This is a genomic window from Gilliamella sp. wkB108 (genome assembly GCF_001690195.1).
Classification (GTDB): Bacteria; Pseudomonadota; Gammaproteobacteria; order Enterobacterales; family Orbaceae; genus Gilliamella; species Gilliamella apicola_L.
In genome coordinates this window covers 1-5,959 of the sequence record NZ_LZGM01000048.1, presented here as the reverse complement: position 1 = coordinate 5,959, position 5,959 = coordinate 1, and the positions used below count along the sequence as shown (strand labels likewise).

Sequence of the window (5,959 nt, the reverse complement as noted above, 5' to 3'; positions counted from 1 at the left end):
TCTATTGCTGTAATTTATCATAGTGATTTCATCAAACCGATTTATAATTAAAATATATAAAAAAAGAAGATAACTCTTAGAGCATTATTATATTTGCAATAGAATATTTGCTTTAGTTTGACAAGTTATTAATATGGCCAAACATAATTATTAATAATCAATATATTAAATTATAAATCCAATGTCTGTTTTCTTTAAAAAACGCTGTAATATCACGATAGAAATTTATCACTAATGTAAAAATGGTAATGGTGGTGTTTATAGATTTTATTTATTTTCATCTGTATGATAATACCTATCTAAGACCTGCTATTCTGATAGTAAAAAGTCGCTGGAAGAATAACAAAAATATGAATAAGTATTATAAAGGTATTGAGAACAGCATGAGTAATGATTTAATTTCTTGTTTACAAAGACATTTAGACAAAAATACCAAATTGCCTTTGTACCAACAATTTGTTGATATTATTAAAAAACAAATCACTATAGGTATCTTAAAAAAAGGTGATTTTTTGCCAAGTGAAAGGGAGTTTACTGAACAATTAGATATTTCACGTATTACTATTCGAAAGGCATTAGCACAATTAGAAAATGAGAGTGTTATCGTGCGAACCCGAGGTTATGGTACATATGTTAAAGGTTCATTTGAATATTCACTTAAAACCCTTAAAGGATTCTCGCAACAAATTCATATACGCGGACAAAAACCTAATACCATATGGGTCAATAAACAGTTAATTAAAGCATCTCCAGAAGTGGCAAAGTATCTTAATATTTGTAGTGATGAAGATGTTTTTATGTTAAAACGCATTCGTTATATTGATGATTATCCGGTGTCGATAGAAGAATCATTTGTGCCTAAGACGTTGATTGATAATATTGACGATATTCAATTATCACTGTATAGCTTTTTTCATAGTCGAAACATTATCCCCATGCATGCTAAAAATTGGGTATGTGCAAGTATGCCCGATGAGGAATTTAAACAAGTTATGGCATTAAAAGAGTTAGTTCCTGTTTTGGTTATAAAACAACAGGTATTTGATGAAAATAATAATCCTATTGAATACAGTATCAATCATTGCCGTAGCGACATGTATGTATTTACATCGGAAGAGTAAAAATAATTTATGAGTGTTATTGTGATATGAATTATCAAATTAAATGATTAAGATAATATTATGGTTTTGATAACTAGTTAAAAAAAGAGTGAGAATTTAAAAAGGAAGTTAGTTAATATAAAGCATATGGATTAACACTTATTATCTATTTTATTGAGAAAATAATTCATTACTTTTTTACAAGAATATTATACTGTTAGATAGAACTTAAAGAAGGAATAAGGCTGAATTCAAGAGAAAATATATTACTGTGAATTGGTTGCAAAAAAGTGATATTAAAAAGGGGGAAAGCCCCCCTTTGGTTTTTTGGATTGTTATGCCTAGTAATGAATAAATAACTTCTTTAAAAATAATTATAAATAATGTACTACAAATAAATAGATTAATGTCTAATGTGTTTAATCAGTTGTTCTTTAGTCGGTGAACAATCAGCACCAGGTTGACCGACTACGTAGGATGCCACGGCGTTACCTAATAATACAGCATCTGAAAGAGACCAATTAGCAGATAATGCTGCCAAAACACCTCCAGCATGGTTATCTCCAGCACCTATCGTATCAATCACTTTAACCGGAAATATATCGGTCCATGTTTGTTTTTCCTTTTCATAGCAGTAAGCACCTAAACAATCTAGTCGAACTATGATAGGTGTTTGATATATATCGAACCACTTTTTAGCAAAATTTTGTACAGAAAGTTTAAGATCTTCTGATTGAGTATTTAATCCAAGAAATTGAGCTTCCTGACGATTAACCGATAAAATAGGTTTAAAAGCGAATAATCGATTTAATATTTCCTTACCTAGCTTGGAGATTCTTGGTCCAAAATCAATAAATAATGTAAAAGGCGTCGTTAATGATTCTAACCAATCCAGAATAGTTTCCCCCGTATTGCTAGTTAACTGATAACCAGATAGATAGATTAGAGCATCTTTTTCAATTTGAAGTTGATTAAGTATTTGCCAATTCCATGTATTTTCGACGCCTTCAATTGTTAAAAATGTTCTTTCGCCAGAAGGCTCTACTAAAGCCAGACACCAACCATTATCACCCTCAGGATTATATAATACTGATGAAATATCATGATATCCCATCATTTGACTAACTTCATTTGCCCAAACTCCATTACCAATTGGTAAAGCATTATATGAATTCAACCCCAGTCTTTTTAACATTAAAGCAATATTAAAAGCACATCCACCGATATGCCTTTCTTGTTGAGACAATAAAATATCTTCACCTGAGAGAGGTAATCTGGGTGCTTTCATGACTAAATCGATAATGGCTGCACCAAGAACACAGATTTGCCTTTTAGTTTGTAATGCATCAATTTGACTAATCAGTTGTCGAGCGATCATCAGTTAGCTCCTTTAGCTGTCTTAATCGATAAAAGTGTTTACTATAATGTGTAAAATCAAGTTGATTAGCCTCGTCTAATTGTTTTTTCCACTGTGGATTGATACTTTCTATTCCATTTAAAGCTCCGCAAATTGCCGTTGCCATTGCTCCAATAGTATCTGTATCGCCACCTAAATTAGCACATAATACTGCACATTGATTAGGATTGGTTTGTGCGATTTCAACCATAGCTATTGCAGCTGGTACAGATTCTATTGTATTAGTCCCTGCACCAATAATGTTATAAATATCGGATAAACGAGATTCAATACCAATCGGCTTTTGTGCTATATCTAACCCAAGTTGAATTCGTGAAGACATAGAAGGACTAAATGTTGTTATTTTTTGCTGTTGAGCAATATTGGCGACAGTTGAAATGCCTAGTTTAATTTGTTGCCAAGTACAATTATCGATAGCTTTAGATATTGCCCATGCAATTGCTACAGCACCAGAAATTGCGATGTCTGATTTATGGGTTGGGCTTGAAGCTAAGGTTATTTGCTCAATAAAATGGTCCAAATTCTTAGTTGTTAGCAGACAACCTAATGGTGAAACACGCATTGCTGCACCATTAGTTGTCCCATTATTTTCCAATGATTCAATTGATCTGCCTTTCATTATTTCATTCAGTGCAATTTTAGAGGTTGGACCCAGAACATTCTTATTAAAAGCATCGAATTCTTGCGCCCATTTCATTATATTTCGAGCAATGATAGTGGGTGAAATTTCACCTTTACATTCGATAATCGCATCAGCCAAAGCAAGAGCCATTGAAGTATCATCGGTAAATTCGGCCTGTTTGAAATAACAAGCTGCGTTATTTTCTTTAGGCCCTGGCAAAAAAGTATCAATCCAACCGAAATAGGCTTGGACTTTAGTTCTCGGCCATAACTCTGACGGCATTCCCATTGCGTCACCAAGCGCTTGTCCATATAACGTACCTAATATTCGATCTTCTTTCGAAATTGACATGATATCCTCTTGTTTTGTAATCAATTAAAAATGTTTAAATTAGTTTAATTTTAGTCTGAATTTATTATTTGATAATATTATTCATCGTTAATTTTTATAGGTTCAATATCGCGTTTTTCTCTAAAGAAAAGTAAGAAAATTAAAGTGATGATAACAATCATTATTGCACCAAATCCCCACATTCCGCCCCAATTGAAAGTCAAACCATTTTGTGGCGTATCATATTTAAAGAAATATTCCATCATGGTGCCGCCTAGGTTATAACCCACTAAACTGCCGAAACCTTGACAGCAGAGTGTAATCAAACCTTGAGCTGCTGTTCGGATTTGTGGTGGCGCTTTTTTATCAACATAGACATAAGCTGTGACAAAGTAGAAATCGTAGCTAACGCCGTGCAGTAAAATACCAATAAATAAAAGACTATAGATAAAGTAATTATCAATGCCTCCATAGATAAAGAATCCATAACGAATTGCAGCGGTGGTTAATCCGAGTAGCAAAACATTTTTTATTCCATATCGTTTCATAAATAATGGTAAACAAAGCATAAATAATATTTCGGAAACCTGACCAAGTGATAACCACCCAGTAGCATTTTTCATTCCAATCTCAGAAAGATAACCATTAGAAAAGGTATAATAAAATGCTAATGGAATACAAAATAAGAATGAACAAAAAGCAAAGGTTCTAAAGTTTTTGTCTTTAAGTAAGATAATAGCATCTAAACCTAAAATCACTTTTAAGCTAATTTTTCCAGTACTTTTAGGCGGAGTATTTGGCAAACATAATGCAAATATGCCTAGCAATGCGGAACTTAACGCGGTGATAATAAGTGGAATATTGGAAGCGGATATATCGCCAAAACCGAGCCAACTAGGTAAAAAACCACATGCAACTCCTGATGCGATCCAACCAATTGTACCTAATACCCGGATGCGAGGAAAATAACGTTCAACATCACTGACATTTGAAAATGCTATTGTGTTAGTTAACGCGATTGTTGGCATATAAGTTAAAGTATATAACAACAAAAGAGGGAAAAAGAGAGTAAAAGTTGTTTGTTGGGCTGCGATATACATAAATAATGCACCAACTAAACACAATACTGAGAGTACTTTTTGAGCTGCAAAATAACGGTCTGTAATTGATCCAACAATTATAGGAGAGAAGATAGCTGCAATCGCTGTACTTGCATAACATAAACCGATTTGTGAGGCAGAAAAGTTATGGAGACTTAAAAATTGCCATAAAGGTACAAACCATGCTCCCCAAATAAACCATTCTAGAAACATCATGGAAGAAAGTTTGATATTTGTTTTATTCATATAACCCTCATTTGTTTGTTATAGTTATATATAGGTTATATAAAGGTATTATATTTGCAATAAAATAAATGTAATAATGTGATCTAAGTAACATTTCTTAGATGATTTCATAATCTGAATGTTTGTTAACAAAAAAATTTTCAGAAATAATACATGTTTTTATGTAGTTATCAAATATTTATTTAAATCTTTTCTTCTGTAAAAAAACGAATTATATTCAATAATTCGTTGATTAATATCGCTAGCGATATAAAAATATTAGCGTTGAAATAAGAAAGGGTGTAAGTCCTCATAAGAGGGCTACTATCAATTAATCTAAAGGCGCTCTATTATCTAAATCTTCATAAATCAATGCTGAACCATTCTCAAATACAGAGGATACAGTAACATCAGACAATTTAAGCTGATGTTCGCCAGATATTACTGTTAGTTTTTTCATAGGGATAGCTTTATCATCTAAATAGAGTGCATGAGCGATTATCTCTTGATCTTTATTTAAGTCATTATTTATGGTGAGGTTGATGCTTGGTACCAATTTACCTAGAGCTGATTTACTGGCTTTATTGATTTTCTTTTTTAAATTTTTAGACATTTCGATAATCATACCACCACCAAAATCAGCGTTTCTTATCTGAATATCACCAATGGAAGTTTTCCCACCAACCGTAATTGGTATTTCAAAAACCGCTCTTGAATTCATTTTTTTTTGATAACATTCAATATATTTTGCGTCAGCGAAAACCGTGGTGATTTCTTGTTTGGCTTGAATTAAACTTGATGATTCTTTTTTAGAATCTTTGTAATCATTACAAGCTGAAACTTCGATAAATAATTTAGATTGCATGGTTTTAGCTGTTTCACTATTTACATCACTTAAGTTAATATTTGGGGCTAATTCAACTTTACAGGCAGATAATGCAAAACAACAAGATAATAATATTGCAATTTTTTTCATAATGACCTCCATATTAGTGTTTCTTTGATAAAAATTCCTTCATCCTATCTAAAGTGTTAAATCACACAAGGTGTAATGTTATTATTCAATAAATTATCCACTGTTTTGCGCTTAATTTTTTAGATGATAAGAATTTATCTTAAAGATTAATGTTCAATAAAGCAATAAGTAACCTATTAATTATATTTA

The 5,959-nt window shown here is 31.9% G+C and carries 5 protein-coding genes; 1 reads left to right on the top strand and 4 read right to left on the bottom strand.

The annotated features are described in order from the left end of the window. Nucleotides 1-383: 383 nt before the first annotated feature. Complete coding sequence (locus tag A9G11_RS04715; RefSeq protein ID WP_065618363.1) at nt 384-1,121, top strand: GntR family transcriptional regulator; 738 nt, start codon at nt 384-386, stop codon at nt 1,119-1,121. A gap of 382 nt (nt 1,122-1,503) precedes the next feature. On the opposite strand, the gene A9G11_RS04710 is transcribed toward A9G11_RS04715, so the two are convergent. The 4 genes from A9G11_RS04710 to A9G11_RS04695 all read right to left on the bottom strand — a co-directional run bounded on the left by A9G11_RS04710 (nt 1,504) and on the right by A9G11_RS04695 (nt 5,770). Beyond that, nucleotides 1,504-2,478: a PfkB family carbohydrate kinase gene (locus A9G11_RS04710; protein ID WP_065618362.1), complete on the bottom strand. Its 975-nt coding sequence runs from the start codon at nt 2,476-2,478 to the stop codon at nt 1,504-1,506. After that, a complete protein-coding gene (locus A9G11_RS04705; RefSeq protein WP_065618361.1) occupies nt 2,456-3,490 on the bottom strand; it encodes an ADP-ribosylglycohydrolase family protein in 1,035 nt (344 codons plus the stop codon). Before A9G11_RS04705 ends, A9G11_RS04710 begins: the two co-directional genes overlap by 23 nt. 77 nt (nt 3,491-3,567) lie before the next feature. After that, nucleotides 3,568-4,815, bottom strand: coding sequence for a nucleoside permease (locus A9G11_RS04700; protein ID WP_065618360.1), 1,248 nt, complete (start codon nt 4,813-4,815; stop codon nt 3,568-3,570). Nucleotides 4,816-5,125: 310 nt separating this feature from the next. Further along, nucleotides 5,126-5,770, bottom strand: coding sequence for a DUF7424 family protein (locus A9G11_RS04695; RefSeq protein WP_065618359.1), 645 nt, complete (start codon nt 5,768-5,770; stop codon nt 5,126-5,128). Nucleotides 5,771-5,959: the final 189 nt, after the last annotated feature.

Coding starts and splice junctions, on each gene's coding strand:
- A9G11_RS04705 (WP_065618361.1), bottom strand. CDS start 3,490: ATGTCAATTTCGAAAGAAGATCGAATATTAGGTACGTTATATGGACAA.
- A9G11_RS04700 (WP_065618360.1), bottom strand. CDS start 4,815: ATGAATAAAACAAATATCAAACTTTCTTCCATGATGTTTCTAGAATGG.
- A9G11_RS04715 (WP_065618363.1), top strand. CDS start 384: ATGAGTAATGATTTAATTTCTTGTTTACAAAGACATTTAGACAAAAAT.
- A9G11_RS04710 (WP_065618362.1), bottom strand. CDS start 2,478: ATGATCGCTCGACAACTGATTAGTCAAATTGATGCATTACAAACTAAA.
- A9G11_RS04695 (WP_065618359.1), bottom strand. CDS start 5,770: ATGAAAAAAATTGCAATATTATTATCTTGTTGTTTTGCATTATCTGCC.